This is a genomic window from Nocardioides thalensis (assembly GCF_013410655.1).
GTDB classification, from domain to species: domain Bacteria; phylum Actinomycetota; class Actinomycetes; order Propionibacteriales; family Nocardioidaceae; genus Nocardioides; species Nocardioides thalensis.
The window spans coordinates 3580624-3594862 of sequence record NZ_JACCFP010000001.1 but is presented as its reverse complement, the minus strand read 5'-3'; the positions used below and the strand labels follow the sequence as shown (position 1 = coordinate 3594862).

The following is a 14239-nucleotide window of genomic DNA, read 5'->3' as shown; positions in this document are numbered from 1 at the left end:
CTAGTAGCGGAACGCGCCGACCAGCTTCTCGAGCTGGCTGGCCGAGCTCGCCATGCTGGCGGCGGCCTCGGCCGTCGTGGTCGCACCCTTCTGGGTCTCGCCGGCGGCGTGCGCCACCTGGGCGATGTCGGCCGCGATGGTGTGCGACACCGTCGCGGTCTCGGTGACCGAGCGGGCGATCTCGTTGGTCGTCGCGGTCTGCTGCTCGACGGCACCGGCGATCGACGTCTGGATCTCGTTGATCTGGACGATGACCTCGCTGATCTCGCCGATCGCGCCGACGGCCCCGGTCGTGCCCTGCTGGATCGCGTCGATCCGCTCGCGGATCTCCTCGGTCGCCTTGGCCGTCTCCTGGGCGAGGTCCTTGACCTCGTTGGCGACGACCGCGAAGCCCTTGCCGGCGTCGCCGGCCCGTGCGGCCTCGATGGTGGCGTTGAGCGCGAGCAGGTTGGTCTGCTGCGCGATCGAGGTGATCGTCTTGATGACGGCGCCGATCTCGCTGCTGGCGTCGCCGAGGTCGTGGACCGTGCTGCGGGCGCGGTCGGCGACCACGACGGCCTCCGACGCGACCCGCGACGCCTCGGTGGCGTTCTTCGCGATCTCGCGGATGCTGACGCTCATCTCCTCCGCGGCCGAGGCGACGGTGGCCACGCTGGCGGAGACCTCCTCCGAGGCGGAGGACACGTTGCCCGCGAGGTCGGAGGTGTGGTCGGCGCCGGTCCCGAGCGTCGCGCTCACGGTGGTGAGGTCCTCGGAGGCGCCGGCGACCTGGGCCGCCGTGTCGCCGATCGCCGCCATGCTCTCGCGCAGCGCCTGGGTCAGCGACCGGAGGCCCTCGGCCATCTGGCTCACGTTGGGGTCGGTGCACGACGGCACCGTCTGGGTCAGGTCGCCGTCGACGATCTTCTTGACGTAGTCGAGGAGCTCGGCGACCTGGCGGGCGCTCTCGGCGGCCTCCGCCGCCTCGGCGGCGGCGCGCTCGGCCTCGGCCTGAGCGGCCTCCTGCTCGCGGAGCCGCTCGGCCTCCATGGTGCGGCGCTGGGCCTCGGCCTGCTCGGCCGCGGCGCGCTGGAGCTTCTCGGCCTGCTCGTCGAGCGCGGCGGTGAGCTTGGCGGCCTGCTCGTCGGCGGCGCGCCGCTCGTCCTCCTGGCGCTGGCGCTCGCGCTCGGCCTCGGCCTGGGCGGCCTGGCGGTCCGCCTCCTCGCGAGCGATGCGGGCGCGCTCGGCCTCCGCGGCGTCGGCGTCGGCCTTGTCGAGGAAGTCGACGACGGTGTCGAGCGCGCTGACGATCGAGCCGATCTCGTCCTGGCGGTCGTAGTCGACGCGCTGGGTCCGGTCGCCGGTGGCGATCGCCTTCAGCGAGCCGACGATCTGGTCGAGGGGGCGGGTGATGCTGCGGATGATCACGAACGCCAGGGCGAGCAGCAGCAGCAGGCCGACCACGGCGACGACGATCAGCAGCCGCTGGGCGGAGTCGATGGAGGAGCGGAACTCCTCCTGGGCCGTCTCGCTGTCACCGCCGATGTCCGCGATCACGGCGTCGAACTGGTCACCAGCGGCCGAGATCATCTCGCGCTGCGTGTTGAGGACCTCGCGGCGTGCTTGGTCGAGGTCGCCTTCGACGATGGCGGAGTGCTGCCGCTCGACCGAGGCGCTGAAGTCCTCGACCGTGCCGGTCAGGGTGGCGACGATCTCGCGCTCCGCAGGGTGGTCGACGCGCTCGGCGAGCTCGCCGAGGATCCCGAGCGCAGTGTCGAGGTCCTCGACGACGCCCTCGTAGGCCGCCTGCTCGCCCTCGGCACCGGAGTCGGCCAGCACCTGGCCGTACGGGGTGTCGCGGGTGGACGCGTCCCACTTGGCGTTGGCCTTGGAGAGGAGGTCGGCCTCCTGGGCCCGGTCGTGGGCCTCCTCCGCCTTCGCCTCGGCGTGCTGCATCTGCTGCACGGCGAGGACCGACATCACCACGAAGATGGCGCCGGCGAGCCCTGCCATCGCCCAGAGCTTCTGCTTGATGGTCACGCGTCGAAGAAATCCCATGCTGGTCACGGCGGCCTTATCGGCGGTCCAGACCAGCGGCTGAGGGAAAGCGGGATCAGCGCTCCAGCAGCACCGTGAACGGACCGTCGTTGACCGAGGCGACCGACATCGTCGCGCCGAAGACGCCGCGCTCGACGTGGGTGCCGAGCCGCTCGAGCTCGGCGCAGACGGCGTCGTACAGCGGCTCGCTGACGGACCCCGGAGCGGCGGCCGTCCACGTCGGGCGTCGCCCCTTGCGCGCGTCGCCGTACAGGGTGAACTGGCTGACCACCAGGACGGGCGCGCCGAGGTCGGAGGCCGACCGCTCGTCGCGAAGGATCCGGACGTCCCGGATCTTGCGCGCCATCCACGCCACCTCGTCGGGCCCGTCGTCGTGCGTGATGCCGAGGTAGACGAGCAGGCCCGGTCCGTCGATGGCTCCGACCACCTCTCCGTCGACCGTCACGGAGGCGGACGTGACCCGCTGCAGGACTGCGCGCATGGCCGACATTGTGGCGGCCGCCGTACCCACCTCCCTGAGCGGTCAGCTCATCGCGCCGTCGATGGCGAGCACGGCGCCGGTGATCATCCGGGCGGCCGGGGAGGCGAGGAACGCGATCGCCTCGGCGATCTCGGCCGGGGCGATGGCCGGCCCGGGCAGCAGCGGCAGCAGGCGGTCGGCGACCCGCGGGTCGAGGTCGGGCGGGAAGCTCTCGGCGACGGCCGCCACCAATGGGGTGTCGACGGTGCCGGGGCAGATCGCGTTGACGCGGATGCTCTGCGGGGACAGCTCGACCGCCAGCGCCTTGGTCAGCATCGTCAGCCCGCCCTTCGCCGCCGAGTAGGCCGCGGAGTAGGGCTGGCTCGCGTTCCCGGCCACCGACGACACGTTCACCACGCAGCCCTTGGTGCCGTCGAGGCCGGCGCGCAGCAGGGGGAGGGCCGCCTGGATGAGGAAGAACGGGCCCTTCAGGTCGACGGCGTTGACCCGGTCCCACTCGGCCTCGGTGATCTGGTCGACGTGGCCGAACTGGACGATCCCGGCGACGTTGGCGAGCAGGTCGATCCGCCCGTGCTCCTGCCCGACCGTGCCGATGGCCGCGTCGACCGCGGACTTCGACGACACGTCGCATGCGAGGTAGGTGATGCCGTCGGGCACGGTGTCGGCGACGTCCAGGCCGTAGACGTGATCGCCGCGATCGCGGAACAGCTCCGCGGTGGCGTGGCCGATCCCGCTCGCGGCTCCGGTGATGACGACGACGCGCGGCTCGGTCATGGCTGCTCCAGGGTCAGGGGGAGAGGTCGACCGCAGGCTACCGGTCTGCGCTAGAACGTGTTCTCGTTGTGCGGACATGAAACGGCCGCGGCCCCGAGGGAGCCGCGGCCGATCAGCGCGGTGATCAGTTGGACGGGAAGCCCGGGTTCACCTCACCGCGCCAGCCACCGGTCTCGGAGCCGCGCTCCTCGATGAACTTCTTGAAGCGCTCGAGGTCGCCGGACGCCCGGTGCTCGACGATCGACAGCGCGTCGCCGGCCTTCTCGACGATGCCCTCGGGCTCGAACTCCATCCGCAGCGTCACCCGGGTGGTGCCGTCGGTGGCGTTCTGCGCGAAGGAGACCGTCCCGTCGTTCTTGGTGCCGTCCAGCGAGCGCCAGGTGATCCGCTCGTCCGGGGTCTGGTCGACGATCTCGGCGTCCCACTCGCGGGTGACGCCGGCGATGCTGGCCTTCCAGTGCAGGTGCTTGTCGTCGAGCTGGCGCACCTCCTCGACGCCGTCCATGAACTGCGGGAACGTCTCGAACTGGGTCCACTGGTCGTACGCCGTCCGCAGCGGGACGTCGACCGTGACGGACTTCTCGATCGTGCTCATGCGTTCCTCCTCGTCGGGATCGGCACATTCGCTTCTCGTGGTGCGGTACCCGCTCGGTGCGCGCTATACGGGGTCGGGCGGATAACTCGTTGTGGACGGCGCCGGTCCGAACGAGGCTGGCCCGGTGACCTCCTTCATCTCGCACACCACCGTCGACTGCGCCAACGCCTACGAGCTCTCGGAGTGGTGGAAGCCGGTGCTCGGCTACACCGACGTGCCCGGCGACCCCAACCTGCCGGGCCACGAGGAGTGCATGATCGTCGACCCCGCGGGGGTGCGCCCGCGGCTGCTCTTCATCGAGGTGCCCGACGAGAAGACGGTGAAGAACCGCATCCACCTCGACCTGCGGCCGGTCGAGGGCACCCGCGACGAGGAGCTCGACCGGTTGCTCGCCCACGGCGCGACGGTCGTCGCCGACCACCGCGGCAAGTACGGTCCCGGCACCGGCTGGGTGGTCCTCGCCGACCCGGCGGGCAACGAGTTCTGCATCCTCCGGTCGGAGGCGGAGGTCGAGGCCACCTCCTGAGGCAGGTCGATAATCGACGAACGCGGCTCCCCGGGTAGGAATCGAACCTACGAAAGACGGATTCAAAGTCCGCCCGGCCGTGCCAGCAGACCAACCGGGGATTAGCGGCCGGGCGCGCCCGACGTTGCGAGGCAGAGCCTATCTGGCGAGAGACCGGACCGGACGGGCGCATTTCGAGGGCCGCGGCGCACTAGGGTCATCCCGCTGGCATCGACACGCTTGCCGGCCGGTAGAGCCGGAGGGGACATGCGCGAAAGCACTCGACGAAAGATCATCGATCGTGTCGGACTGGAGGCGAACGAGAGCGTTCGCTTCCTCAGTTTCATCATGGCGCAGAACGTTCAACGCGCGGCCACCCTCAGGAACGTCGTCGGCGCAGGCAAGCAACTGCTTCCGCGTGCGGCGATGAACGCGGAGGCGTTCGTCGTCGTTACTGACCGCCGGGTTGTCATCGTCGACAAGAACCCGTTCACCCTGCAGCCGACGAAGGAGATCGTGGCAGAGCTCCCGCTAGCCGATGCCTCAACCGAGTTCAAGCGGGGAGCCATGCCAACGGTGTTCGTCTGGATGCCGGACGGCCAGGGCCTCGCGCTCAGACTCGGCAAGCTCTGGACCAAGCGAGCCGAGGAGCTCGCAAAGGCCGTCCACGCCGAACGCATCTGAAGCCCGTCGGCCTCCGGGAGCAAGTACGGCGGCCGCCGCGCCGGGCCTGAGGTCGCGGACCGGTCCACGATGCTGTGTGCCCGAGAACCTGCATATCGACGTTCCCGGGCACACGACCCGGATCGGATAGGCCGCAGGCACACGACCAGACCGAGGCGGGTTGGTTATCGATAACCAACCGGGCGCGGGGCAGCCGCCCGACGCCCGAGCGCGACAAACGGTGGCACGCAGTCGTTGTTGGTGCCTGCTTGAAACGTGTCCACCGAGGCGTGTGCAGCCGGAGGTCGCCCATCGGCGAACCGATGGACTCGTCGCCAAGATCACCCACGGATGCGTCAGAAGTGCCCGGCTTCGCAGACTTCGGCAACTTCCGGCAGTCGCCCTAGACTCCGACGAATGACCACCGACCTCACCGTCATCGTGCTCGCCGCTGGGGGCGGCACCCGGATGAAGTCCAAGACCCCGAAGGTCCTGCACCGGGTGGTCGGGCGCAGCATGGTCGGCCACGTGCTGCGCGCGGTCTCGGCGGTCGAGCCGGCATGCGTCTGCACGGTGATCGGCCACCAGCGCGAGCTCGTCGGCCCGCACATCAGCGAGGAGCTCCCGGACGCCGTGCTCGCCGTGCAGGAGCAGCAGCTCGGCACCGGCCACGCCGTACGTGTCGCGCTCGAGGCGCTCGAGGCCGCAGGACGCAAGCTCCGGGAGGGCACCGTCCTCATCGCGTACGGCGACACGCCGCTCCTCGAGGGGGCGACGCTCAAGGCGTTCGCGGCCGAGCACGAGGCGGCCCAGGCCGCGGTGAGCATCCTGTCCGGCGTCGTGGCCGAGCCGTTCGGCTACGGGCGGATCGTGCGCGACGCCGACGGCGAGGTCGTCGCGATCGTCGAGGAGAAGGACGCGACGCCCGAGCAGAAGGAGATCTCCGAGATCAACTCCGGGATCCTGGCGCTCGACGCGGCCTTCCTGTCCGACGCGATCACCCGGATCGACAACGACAACGCCAAGGGCGAGTACTACCTGACCGACGCCGTGAAGCTCGCGCGCGAGAGCGGGCTGACCGTGACCGCGCTGCCCATCGACGACGTCTGGCAGACCGAGGGCGCCAACGACCGCGCCCAGCTGGCCGCGCTCGGCCGCGAGATGAACCACCGCATCGTCACCCGGTGGATGCGCGACGGCGTGACGGTGATGGACCCCGAGACGACCTGGATCGACGCCGACGTCGCGCTCGCTCCGGACGTCACGATCCTGCCCGGCACCCAGCTCCTCGGGGCGACGACGGTCGGCGAGGACGCGGTGATCGGGCCCGACACGACGCTCGAGGACTGCGAGATCGGCGAGGGGGCGCGCGTCGTACGCACCCACGCCCAGCTCGCGCAGGTCGAGGCCGGCGCGTCGGTTGGACCCTTCTCCTACCTGCGGCCGGGCACCAGGCTCGGCGCTGACGGCAAGATCGGGGCGTTCGTGGAGACCAAGAACGCGCAGATCGGTGCGGGCGCCAAGGTCCCGCACCTGTCCTACGTGGGCGACGCCGAGATCGGCGAGGGCACCAACATCGGGGCAGGCACGATCTTCGCCAACTACGACGGCGTCACCAAGCACCGCACCAAGGTCGGCCGCCACGCGCGGACCGCGTCCAACAACACGTTCGTCGCGCCGGTCGAGATCGGCGACGGCGCCGCGACCGGCGCCGGGACCGTCGTCCGCAAGGACGTGCCGCCCGGTGCGCTGGCGGTCAGCCAGGGCCCGCAGCGCAACATCCCCGGTTGGGCGCAGGCGCGCCGCGCGGGCACGCCCCAGGCGGAAGCAGCCGCGGCCGCGCTCGCCGACGATGAGTCGGGCGAGGCGGCCGCGGAGGACTGACCTTCGGTCAGACGCCGGTCAGGCGTTGTCGATGACGCAGAAGGTGTAGTCGCGCTTCGTGTTCGGCAGCGGCGTCTCCTTCTTGCCGCACGTGGCATCGGCGCCGTCCTGGGTCGAGACGATCTGCACGATCTCGCCCGGGGTCGCCGACTTCTCCGAGCACTCGACGATCTTGTCGAACTCGGTCGCGTTGCCGGCCTTCACGCACGTGCCGTCCTCGACCGCCCAGTCGAGGCAGAGGCTCACCGCGTCACTGCCGTTGACCTCGACCGTGTACGACGCCTCCGTCGTGTCGCAGTCGCCGTCGTCGGCCATCACCTTGAACAGCACGTCGTCGCCGCCGCAGTCGGCCTCCTCCACGTCCGCGTCGGTGGTCGATCCGCTGAGCACGACGCACTTGCCGACCTCGGGCGCGTCGGACTTGGCCTTCCAGGTGCTGAAGCCCCACCAGCCGAGACCGATCGCGATCGCGACTCCGATGCCGATGATTCTCTTGAGCATGATCCGGGCCTTCCGATTTTCGGCCGGGGCGTCTCGGGTGTCCCCGGCGAGACGGACGAATCGTAGGGCAACCGGACGCCCGCTCAGCCCGCATTGCAGGACGTGACGAGGTCTGCACGACGGCCAGGTGAACGCGGCGTGTCTCACAGGAGCGTCCGCCGGTTGGGCACTGACGACCAAGCACGGCAGAATCACCGACGTACCCACTCCGGCGCCCAGGGGAGCAACGCGTGAGCGGACTGAAGCGGACCACCGAGAAGAACCTGATGGTCTTCTCCGGAGGAGCACACCCCGAGCTGGCCGACGAGGTCGCCGAGCTCCTCGAGACCGAGCTGGTCCCGACCGAGGCCCGCACCTTCGCCAACGGCGAGCTCTACGTCCGCTACGCCGAGTCAGTGCGCGGCTGCGACGCGTTCGTCATCCAGAGCCACACCACTCCGATCAACGAGTGGATCATGGAGCACCTGATCATGGTCGACGCGCTGAAGCGCGCCTCGGCCAAGCGGATCACCGTGGTCATGCCGTTCTGGGGCTACTCGCGCCAGGACAAGAAGCACCGCGGCCGCGAGCCGATCTCGGCCCGGCTGATGGCCGACCTGTTCAAGACGGCCGGCGCCGACCGGATCATCACCGTCGACCTCCACGCCGACCAGCTCCAGGGCTTCTTCGACGGCCCGGTCGACCACCTGATGGCGCTGCCGCTCCTCGCCACCCACATCCGGGAGAAGTACGGCGACCAGTCGCTCGCCGTGGTCTCGCCCGACGCGGGCCGGATCAAGGTCGCCGAGAAGTGGGCCAACGCGCTCGGTGGGGTGCCGCTGGCCTTCATCCACAAGACCCGCCGCAACGACGTCGCCAACGAGGTCGTCGCCAACCGCGTCGTCGGTGACGTCACCGGCCGCATCTGCGTGCTGACCGACGACATGATCGACACCGGCGGCACGATCGTGAAGGCCGCCGAGGCGCTGGTCGCCGACGGCGCCGCGGGCGTGGTCATCGCCGCGACCCACGCGATCCTCTCCGAGCCCGCGGTCGACCGGCTCAAGAACAGCAGCGCCACCGAGATCGTCATCACCAACACGCTGCCGGTGCCGGCCGAGAAGCAGTTCGACAAGCTGACCACGCTGTCGATCGCGCCGCTCGTCGCCCGCGCCATCCGCGAGGTCTTCGAGGACGGCTCCGTTACCTCCATGTTCGACGGCCAAGCCTGACCAGCGCCGCCCGAAGGGCGCGCTGGCCGCGTTGTCGTCGCTCGACGCCCCGCTTCGCTCAAAGGCCGCCTTCGGCCCTCCGCCTTGCAGCTGCACGCACCGGACGACCCTGGCAGGGCCAGGCTCGTGCTTGTTCGACAAGAAGTGATCAGGCGTAGGGGTCGGTGATCTCCCGCAGGGAGATCAGTGCCTTCCTCAGCTCCGCATAGCGCCGCGGCCCGAGGTGGGCGGCCCACTCGGCCTCGATCCGCTCCTCGATCCGCCGCGCCGCGGCCTGCACCTCGAGTCCCTTGTCGGACAGCCGGACGAGGCGGGCGCGGCCGTCGCTCGGGTCGGGGACGCGCTCGACGTACCCGAGCTGCTCGAGCTGGTCGACGAGGTAGCCGGCGGTCTGCTTGGTGACCTGGGCCGCCTCCGCGAGCTCGGTCAGCCGGCTGCCGCCCTCGTTGATCCTGGCCGCCAGCCGTCCCTGGGCCAGCGTGACGCCGCCGTGTCCCTCCTCGGCGAGCGTCGCGAAGATCTGGCTCTCGGCGTAGCGGTGGGCGATGAACATCAGCACCCCCGTGCCCGGCTGGTCCATCCGATCTCCCTCCGCGTCGGCCCTTGACAAGGTAGTCAGTGTATCTGACTATTTAGTCAGAGGTTCTTGCCAACTCGCCTGGAGGCGGCGATGGACTACGAGAAGGTGTGGGGGTTCGTCGCCGCCGAGCGGCGCGCGTTCGGCGGGATGCTCGCGGCGCTGAGCGAGGAGGAGTGGCTGGCCCCGTCGGCGTGTCCGGGGTGGACGGTCAAGGACGTCTCTGCGCACGCGATCGCCCATCCACAGCACCACCTCCGGACGCTCCTGCCCGCGATGATCCGCGGCGGGTTCGACCTCAACAAGGCCGGGCTCATCGACGGCCAGCGGCGTGGTCGCGCACCGGCCGACGAGATCCTCCGACAGTTCGAGGTCTACGCCGAGGCCCGCCGGCTCCCGCCCATGACCACGCCGCTCGAGGCGCTGGTCGACACCCTCGTCCACACCCAGGACGCGATGCGCCCCCTCGGCCGCTCCTACGACATGCCGCCCGACGCGGCCGCGATCGGCGCCGATCGCTCGCTGGCGAAGCACCAGAAGATCTTCGGCTACCCCGTCGCCGGCGTCCGGCTGGTCGCCAGCGACGTCGACTGGTCGCACGGCAGCGGCCCGGAGGTGCGCGCACCGATGCAGGAGCTGCTCCTCCTCGTCACCGGCCGCGCCGCGGCGGCCGATCTCGTCGAAGGCGACGGCGTCGGGAGCGTGCGGGTCGCCTGAGCGGTCTCGTTTTGTACGGCTCGCCGGGTCGCGGCTACGATTCTGCGGTTGCCTCGGCGAGGGAGCACCCGCTTCTGTGACTCCGTGATCGACTGGGCCGGTACGTCTCGTACGTCGCCGCGCGCCCGCCGGTCATCGGGCCAGAGAAGCGCGGAACTCCTCGCCGGGAACCCCACCCGATGAAAGAGGAGATCGCATGAGCACCGAGAAGATCGTCGCCGAGACGCGCACCGAGTTCGGCAAGGGCGCGGCCCGCCGCATCCGCCGCGAGGACAAGGTCCCCGCGGTCCTCTACGGCCACGGCAACGACCCGATCCACGTGACCCTTCCGGGCCACGACACGATGATGGCGATCAAGCACGGCGGCGCCAACGCCCTGCTCGAGCTCGAGATCGAGGGCAAGTCCCAGCTCGCGCTGACCAAGCAGGTCCAGGTCGACCCGGTCCGCCGTACCCTCGAGCACGTCGACTTCGTCGTGGTCAAGCGCGGCGAGAAGGTCACCGTCGACGTCCCGATCGTCCTGCTCGGCGAGGCCGCGAAGGAGACGCTCGTCGTCACCGACGCCACGACCATCCAGCTCGAGGCCGAGGCCACCCACATCCCCGAGTCGATCGAGGTCGACATCACCGGCGCCGAGGCCGGCACCCAGTTCCTCGCCGGCTCGCTCCCGCTGCCGTCGGGCTCCACGCTGCTCACCGACCCGGAGACCCTGGTCGTCAACGTGACCCAGCAGCAGTCCGCCGAGGCTCTCGAGGCCGAGCTCGAGGAGGCCGAGGCCGACGCAGGCATCGAGAAGGAGGAGCACACCCCGACCGAGGAGGAGGCCGCTGCGGCCGAGTCCGACGGTGGCGACTCCGAGTGATCCTCCGGCGACTCAGGCAGATGCTGGGTCGCCTCCTCTCCCCGCTGCGCTCCGGCGCGGCGGGGAGAACCCCGTTTTGGGGCGACAGTGCGGCAGGAGACGATGACGCCATGACTGACGACGTGTGGCTGGTGGTCGGGCTGGGCAACCCCGGCCCGTCGTACGCCGGCCATCGCCACAACGTGGGCTACCTCGTCGTCGACGAGCTCGCCCGCCGGATGGGCAGCGGCTTCCGCGCCCACAAGTCCGGTCGCGCCGAGGTGGTCGAGGGCCGGTTCGGCGCGCCCGGCACGCCCGGTCCGCGCGTCGTGCTCGCGAAGTCGCGCACCTACATGAACGAGTCCGGCGGCGCGGTCAAGGCGCTCGCCACGTTCTACAAGGTCCCGCCCGAGCGGATCGTCGCGATCCACGACGAGCTCGACATCGCCTTCGGGACCCTGCGTGCCAAGCTCGGCGGCGGCGACAACGGCCACAACGGGCTGAAGTCGATGCGCTCCTCGCTCGGCACCGGCGACTTCTACCGCGTGCGCGCGGGCATCGGTCGCCCGCCGGGCCGGCAGGAGGTCGCCGACTTCGTGCTGTCGAACTACTCCAGCACCGAGCGCAAGGAGCTCCCGTTCCAGGTCGACACCGCCGCCGACGCGGTCGAGTGCCTGGTGCTCGAGGGCCTCGAGCGGACCCAGCAGAAGTACAATTCTTAGGGCCGAGCGTGTCGAGGCTCGCGCCGGGCAAGGTTGTCTGGCGGCCAGACCGCCGAACCGGCGCCAATCGCGCCGGTCTACTCTTTGGCGGTGACTTTCGAGCCTGGCACCCCTGCTGACGACATCGTTGCCGACGACCACCGGTTCGCCGCGTGGCTCGCGGAGGTGGCCGGCCGCCGTCTGCTCGAGGTGCGGGGAGAGGGCCTCGAGGGCAAGGAGCTCAAGGACGCCGGCGACCGCGCCGCCCACGAGCTGCTGATGGAGCTTCTCGCGACCTACCGTCCCGACGACGCGGTCCTCTCGGAGGAGGCGCTCGAGACGGCGAGCGACAAGAGCGCCCGGCTCCGCGCCGCCAAGGTGTGGATCGTCGACCCGCTCGACGGCACCCGCGAGTTCTCCGAGCCGCCGCGCGACGACTGGGCCGTGCACGTCGCCCTCTGGGAGAACGGCACGCTCACGGCGGGCGCGGTCGCGCAGCCCGCGCTGGGCGAGACGTTCAACACCGGCACCCCCCCGCAGGTGCCGGCCCGTACGTCGGACCGTCCGCGCATCGCCGTGTCCCGCAGCCGTCCGCCGGCCTTCGTCGAGGCGCTGGCGAAGGACCTCGACGCCGAGCTGGTGCCGATGGGCTCGGCCGGCGTGAAGATGATGTCGGTCGTCCGCGACGTCGCCGACGCCTACGTCCACGCCGGTGGCCAGTACGAGTGGGACTCCGCCGCGCCGGTCGCCGTGGCGCGCGCCGCCGGCCTGTTCACCAGCCGCGTCGACGGGAGCGACCTCCTCTACAACCAGGAGGACGTCTACCTCCCCGACGTGATCGTGTGCCGCCCGGAGCTCTCCGAGGCGATCCTGGAGTTCATCGCCAAGCACGGCACCGACTGAGCTTGCAAGTACGGCGACCGCGGCCGCCGTACCCCTAGCCTTGCGCCATGCGCCGCATCATCGGCTCCCTGGTGGCCTTCGGGGTCCTCGCCCTGATCCTGCTCGTCCCCGCCGCCTTCTACGGCCTCGAGGGCGACGCCCCGGACGCTGCCGAGGAACCGACCACGATCACGTCGTACGTCGCCGACTTCACCGTCGACGACGACGGCAGCATGGACGTCGTCGAGACGATCACCGTCGACTTCCCGGTCTACGACCGGCACGGCATCTTCCGCTTCTTCGACCGCACCGACCCCAACGACGCGCACCTGCGCTACTTCGTCGAGGACGCCGAGGTCACGATGGACGGCGAGGAGGTGCAGTTCGAGGAGCTCGTCGAGGACGGCCGCTACGACGTGCTCAAGATCGGCGACCCCGACTCCTACGTCGCGTTCGGCGAGCACGTCTACGAGATCTCCTACACGATGCCCGCTGTGCTGACCGACGGCGACGAGGACGAGGTCAGCACCCCGTCGCAGTTCTACTGGAACCTCATCCCCGGCGGCTGGCAGCAGGACATCCAGGAGTCCCGGCTGACCGTGCGGCTGCCGGCGGCGGCCGAGGACGTCCAGTGCCTGGTCGGGTGGGGTGAGGAGTCCGACGGCGCGACGCCGTGCCGGAGGATCCAGGGCGAGGGCACCCAGACGATCACCGTCACGACCGGGCCGCTCGACGACCAGACGCCGGTGACCCTGCTCGCCGGGCAGGACGTGCCGACGCCCGAGGTCGACACGCTCCCGTGGACCCCGCGCTTCGACCGCGTGTTCGGCACCAGCGTCCCGGTGCTGGTGATCGTCATCGGCATCGCCCTGCTGCTGGCGTGCGCCGGCACCTGGCTCGCGTGGCTCGCGCACGAGAAGGAGCCGCGGTTCCCGCTCATGTACGCCCCGCCGGAGGGCATCGGCCCGGCGCAGGCCAACTACATCCTCACCGAGGGCGTGAACCGGCAGGCGTACGTCGCGACGCTGCTGCACGCGGCCGAGCACGGCGCCGTCGACCTCCAGCGCCACCCCGACGGCTGGACGATCACCGACAAGAACGGCGCTCACGGGTGGGCCGGTCTCGACCACGTCACCACCGGCATCGCGAGCCTCCTGAGCGGACCGGGCACGAGCTTCGTCGCCGGTCGCAAGGACGTCTCGGCCGGCCAGCGGCTCAAGACCGAGATCGACGGATTCAACTCCCAGGTGAAGGCGTGGGCGAGCAGCGAGGGGCTGGTGGTCCGCGCGGGCATGGGCGGGTTCGGCGGCCTGCTCGTGCTCCTCGGCTTCGCCGCGGTGATCGCCATCGCGATCTGGAACCCGCTCGGGATTACGGCGGTCGGGCTGATCCCCGCCGCGTTCGCCGCGGCCGGCGTACCGCTGCTGAAGACGGGTGCCGCGACCAAGCGCACCGCCGCCGGCCGCGAGCTGTGGTCGCGGATCGGCGGATTCAAGCGGATCCTCTCGACGACGTCGGCCGAGGAGCGCTTCGACTTCGCGGGGCGCAAGGAGCTCTACACCGCCTACATCCCGTGGGCAGTGGCGTTCGACTGCGCGGACGAGTGGGCCAAGAAGTACCGCATCGAGACCGGCGAGGAGCCGCCCGCGCCCGCCTACTTCGGCGCGGGCTACGTCGCCGGGGGCGGCGGGTTCGACGTCGACTCGATGGTCGACGACTTCGACTCCACGCTCGGGAGCGCCATCTCGTCGTACGACGCCACCCAGCGCTCGTCGTCCTCCGGCGGGGGCGGCGGCTTCAGCGGCGGAGGCGGCGGCGGTGGAGGTGGCGGCGGCTCCTGGTGAGCCGCCTCCGGGCGCGAAGCGGGCTA

The 14239-nt window shown here is 70.7% G+C and carries 15 protein-coding genes and 1 tRNA gene; 9 read left to right on the top strand and 7 right to left on the bottom strand.

Going from position 1 to position 14239, the window contains the following annotated elements; translation table 11 throughout:
* The 4 genes from HNR19_RS17495 to HNR19_RS17480 form a co-directional block, all read right to left on the bottom strand.
* Positions 1-2019 carry a methyl-accepting chemotaxis protein gene (locus HNR19_RS17495; RefSeq protein WP_179669100.1) on the bottom strand — a complete coding sequence of 673 codons (2019 nt, stop codon included), beginning with the start codon at positions 2017-2019 and terminating at the stop codon, positions 1-3.
* Positions 2020-2092: 73 nt separating this feature from the next.
* Complete coding sequence (gene dtd, locus HNR19_RS17490) at positions 2093-2518, bottom strand: D-aminoacyl-tRNA deacylase (RefSeq protein ID WP_179669099.1); 426 nt, start codon at positions 2516-2518, stop codon at positions 2093-2095.
* Between the two features lie 42 nt (positions 2519-2560).
* Complete coding sequence (locus HNR19_RS17485; RefSeq protein WP_179669098.1) at positions 2561-3292, bottom strand: SDR family NAD(P)-dependent oxidoreductase; 732 nt, start codon at positions 3290-3292, stop codon at positions 2561-2563.
* Positions 3293-3416: 124 nt separating this feature from the next.
* On the bottom strand, positions 3417-3887 hold the full coding sequence (locus tag HNR19_RS17480) for an SRPBCC family protein (RefSeq protein ID WP_179669097.1): 471 nt from the start codon (positions 3885-3887) through the stop codon (positions 3417-3419).
* 124 nt (positions 3888-4011) lie between these two features.
* On the opposite strand from HNR19_RS17480, the gene HNR19_RS17475 reads away from it, so the two are divergent.
* Positions 4012-4413, top strand: a complete 402-nt coding sequence (locus HNR19_RS17475) for a VOC family protein (RefSeq protein WP_179669096.1) — start codon at positions 4012-4014, stop codon at positions 4411-4413.
* 26 nt (positions 4414-4439) lie between these two features.
* Here the strand turns inward: HNR19_RS17475 and HNR19_RS17470 are convergent.
* A tRNA-Gln gene (locus HNR19_RS17470) sits at positions 4440-4514 on the bottom strand.
* Between the two features lie 145 nt (positions 4515-4659).
* On the opposite strand from HNR19_RS17470, the gene HNR19_RS17465 reads away from it, so the two are divergent.
* Positions 4660-5076: a hypothetical protein gene (locus HNR19_RS17465; protein WP_179669095.1), complete on the top strand. Its 417-nt coding sequence runs from the start codon at positions 4660-4662 to the stop codon at positions 5074-5076.
* 396 nt (positions 5077-5472) lie between these two features.
* A complete protein-coding gene (gene glmU / locus HNR19_RS17460; protein ID WP_179669094.1) occupies positions 5473-6939 on the top strand; it encodes a bifunctional UDP-N-acetylglucosamine diphosphorylase/glucosamine-1-phosphate N-acetyltransferase GlmU in 1467 nt (488 codons plus the stop codon).
* An 18-nt stretch (positions 6940-6957) separates the two neighbouring features.
* Here the strand turns inward: glmU and HNR19_RS17455 are convergent, their stop codons facing one another.
* A complete protein-coding gene (locus HNR19_RS17455; protein ID WP_179669093.1) occupies positions 6958-7440 on the bottom strand; it encodes an LppU/SCO3897 family protein in 483 nt (160 codons plus the stop codon).
* Between the two features lie 230 nt (positions 7441-7670).
* Between HNR19_RS17455 and HNR19_RS17450 the strand changes: the two genes are divergently transcribed.
* Positions 7671-8651, top strand: coding sequence for a ribose-phosphate diphosphokinase (locus tag HNR19_RS17450; protein WP_179669092.1), 981 nt, complete (start codon positions 7671-7673; stop codon positions 8649-8651).
* Positions 8652-8799: 148 nt separating this feature from the next.
* Here HNR19_RS17450 and HNR19_RS17445 read toward each other — a convergent pair whose 3' ends face one another.
* On the bottom strand, positions 8800-9231 hold the full coding sequence (locus HNR19_RS17445) for a MarR family winged helix-turn-helix transcriptional regulator (RefSeq protein ID WP_179669091.1): 432 nt from the start codon (positions 9229-9231) through the stop codon (positions 8800-8802).
* 66 nt (positions 9232-9297) lie between these two features.
* On the opposite strand from HNR19_RS17445, the gene HNR19_RS17440 reads away from it, so the two are divergent.
* The 5 genes from HNR19_RS17440 to HNR19_RS17420 all read left to right on the top strand — a co-directional run bounded on the left by HNR19_RS17440 (position 9298) and on the right by HNR19_RS17420 (position 14213).
* Positions 9298-9945, top strand: coding sequence for a maleylpyruvate isomerase family mycothiol-dependent enzyme (locus HNR19_RS17440; RefSeq protein WP_179669090.1), 648 nt, complete (start codon positions 9298-9300; stop codon positions 9943-9945).
* Positions 9946-10141: 196 nt separating this feature from the next.
* On the top strand, positions 10142-10807 hold the full coding sequence (locus HNR19_RS17435; protein ID WP_179669089.1) for a 50S ribosomal protein L25/general stress protein Ctc: 666 nt from the start codon (positions 10142-10144) through the stop codon (positions 10805-10807).
* Positions 10808-10917: 110 nt separating this feature from the next.
* The gene (pth, locus tag HNR19_RS17430; protein ID WP_179669088.1) at positions 10918-11508 is read left to right on the top strand and encodes an aminoacyl-tRNA hydrolase; all 591 of its coding nucleotides are present in this window, start codon (positions 10918-10920) and stop codon (positions 11506-11508) included.
* Between the two features lie 90 nt (positions 11509-11598).
* Positions 11599-12390: an inositol monophosphatase family protein gene (locus HNR19_RS17425; RefSeq protein WP_179669087.1), complete on the top strand. Its 792-nt coding sequence runs from the start codon at positions 11599-11601 to the stop codon at positions 12388-12390.
* A gap of 47 nt (positions 12391-12437) precedes the next feature.
* On the top strand, positions 12438-14213 hold the full coding sequence (locus HNR19_RS17420; protein WP_179669086.1) for a DUF2207 domain-containing protein: 1776 nt from the start codon (positions 12438-12440) through the stop codon (positions 14211-14213).
* Positions 14214-14239 lie beyond the last annotated feature (26 nt).